Genomic DNA, 2,319 nt, shown 5'->3' with positions numbered 1-2,319 from the left:
CGCCCGCATCGAGCAGCGCCTGGCGCCGCCCCTTGATCTCGGTGCTGCGCTGGACGTCTTCGTAGCGGAGCAGATCGACGAAGCAGTCATGCGCAAGCGTTCGCTCGACGAACGCCGCGGTCCGCGGCCAACGCGCTGCGTCGGTCTCGAACCCCGCGTAGCTGCCGTTGCGGAAGAAGGTGGCGATGGAAATGTCGGCGACTCCGATCTCGCCGAACAGGAAGCCGTCGGCCGGCAGCTCGCCTTCGAGATAGTCGAGTGCCGCGGGAATGCCTTCATTCAGCGATTTCTGGATGCGCTCCTCGTCCGGCGGCTCCTTCCAGACCAGGGGCCGGACCACCTTCTGGTAGAACAGGCCCCAGATAAACAGGTCGCCAAGGCGTGTGTCGGCGAACTCCTCGAACCAGCGGGCGCGGGCCCGGTCCTTCGGGTCGGCAGGGAAGAGGGGATGGCCGGGAAAGGCCTCGTCCAGATAATCGCAGATCACCGACGAGTCGCTGATGTGGAAATCGCCGTCGATCAGCACCGGAATGCGCCTCAGAGGACTTAGCCGTTCGAACTCTTCATTGCCGTAGAAGGGCGTGATCGGATCGACCTCATAAGCGATCCCCTTGAGGTTCATGCACGCGAGCACCTTGCGCACATAGGGGCTGACGAAGCTGCCGATGATGCGGATCATGCCGCGCCACTGCCGATTTTCGAGCGCCTCGGCAATCGGGCTGGACACGCTGCATTTGTAGCGCTACAGATGTAGCGCACTCCAGTTGAAAGGCTCGCCATGGCTCACTCGATCCTCCCCTTGTTCGCCTTCGCCCTTGCGGCTTCCGCCCCGGCTCTCGCGTCCGAGCTCGTCCCGCTGCCGCATTTCGACGCGGTCGAGCTTCGCGGCGGCGGCAGCGTCACCGTCGTGCCCGGCCCGGTCGAGCGGGTCACGATCGTCGAGGGAAGCACGCGCTTCACGCGACTCTACGTGGACCGCGAGCGCACGCTGAAGATCGACACCTGCAACGGCGATTGCCCGCACTCCTACCGGCTGCGGGTCCAGATCGAGTCCCCGAACGTGCCGACCCTCGCGGTCGACGGCGGCGGGACGATCAGCGCGGCGCCGGGCTTCGGACCGCAGCGGCGGCTCGTCGCGGCAGTGAACGGCGGCGGGATCATCGATACGCGCGCGCTCGATGCGGGCGATGTCACCGCGGCGGTCAACGGCGGCGGCAAATTGTTCGTCCGCGCGCGCTCGGCCCTGACCGGCGCGGTGCATGGCGGCGGCTCCGTCCGCTACTGGGGCAATCCGCAGGTCACGAGCGCGATCCACGGCGGCGGAAGCGTCCAGCCGGCTCACTGATCGGCGAGCGGCACGACCTCGACCCGCTCGAGGGTGAACTCCAGGCCGACCGTCAGCAGCGCCCGGAAGGCATTGTATCCGCCCGTCCCCGGATGGAAGGCATGGAAGAACAGCTGCGGCTTGCCGTCGAGCCCCGGAGCGACCGAGGCATGGCCCGGCGCCACCCACTCGCGGGTCGACCGGAGGAGGGGCTCGGGCTGCTTGGTGTAGGGGCCCAGCGGATGATCGGCGACCGCGACTCCGATCCCGTATGAGGGCGTCGAGAAATCATTGCCGGCGTAGAACAGCCAGTAGCGGCCCTGCTGATGCGTCACGAACGGGCCTTCGATCAGATGGCCTTCCCAGTCCTGGTCGTTGGCGAGGACGATTCTGTTCTCGCCCTCCAGCGAACGGCCGTCCTCGGCGATGCGCTGCGCCCGGATCGGCGTGGTCAGCGCATCGACGATCGTTGTCGCCGCCAGGCCGAAGTCGCCGAGGACGCTCCGGACCTGCTTCCAATTGTCGAGCGCGGCTTCGATGATCGGCTGCATCACGAAGAAGCGGGTCATCGGCCGCTGCTCGTTGGCCCAGGGGACGATCGCCGCGGCGAAGGCGGCGGTGCGGCGATCGGCCTCGGTCGCGAACAGCTGGTCGATCAGCTCGGGATGGAGCCGCAGGAGCATTGCCAGCGGCCGCGGCCAAATGCCGTTCGTGTCGTCCTTCCAGAAAAGATAACGGTCGCCGTTCGCGTCGAGGAACAGGTGCGAATCGATCACCCCACCGCTCATCAACGGCTGCGAGGGGTCGAAGCCGAGGCCCGTGGTGTTGACCGGCTTGCCGGTGATCAGCGGCAAGCCATTGTCGACCCAGTCGCCCAGCGGCGTAGGCGCGCGGGCGAAACCGATCGCCAGCGCATTGTTGCGCTGCCGGGCAGTGAACACGGCCCAATATTCGTCGCCGACCTTCGCCATTTCCGGCGCCCAGAAATCGGCGGC

At 67.0% G+C, this 2,319-nt stretch carries 3 protein-coding genes; 1 reads left to right on the top strand and 2 read right to left on the bottom strand.

Translation table 11 applies throughout. From position 1 onward, the window contains the following. Positions 1-727: glutathione S-transferase family protein (locus VFT73_RS05925; RefSeq protein ID WP_326409240.1), on the bottom strand; the 727-nt coding region annotated here is incomplete at its 3' end. Between the two features lie 51 nt (positions 728-778). Between VFT73_RS05925 and VFT73_RS05920 the strand changes: the two genes are divergently transcribed. Continuing rightward, positions 779-1,345: a GIN domain-containing protein gene (locus VFT73_RS05920; protein WP_326409239.1), complete on the top strand. Its 567-nt coding sequence runs from the start codon at positions 779-781 to the stop codon at positions 1,343-1,345. Here VFT73_RS05920 and VFT73_RS05915 read toward each other — a convergent pair. Then, the coding region (locus VFT73_RS05915; RefSeq protein ID WP_326409238.1) for a family 43 glycosylhydrolase at positions 1,339-2,319 on the bottom strand (981 nt) is incomplete at its 5' end. The two genes, VFT73_RS05920 and VFT73_RS05915, sit on opposite strands and share 7 nt — an antisense overlap.

Origin of the sequence: Sphingomonas sp. (assembly GCF_035758555.1) — a bacterium.
Classification (GTDB): domain Bacteria; phylum Pseudomonadota; class Alphaproteobacteria; order Sphingomonadales; family Sphingomonadaceae; genus Sphingomonas_B.
This window is presented reverse-complemented; position numbering and strand designations above follow the sequence as displayed.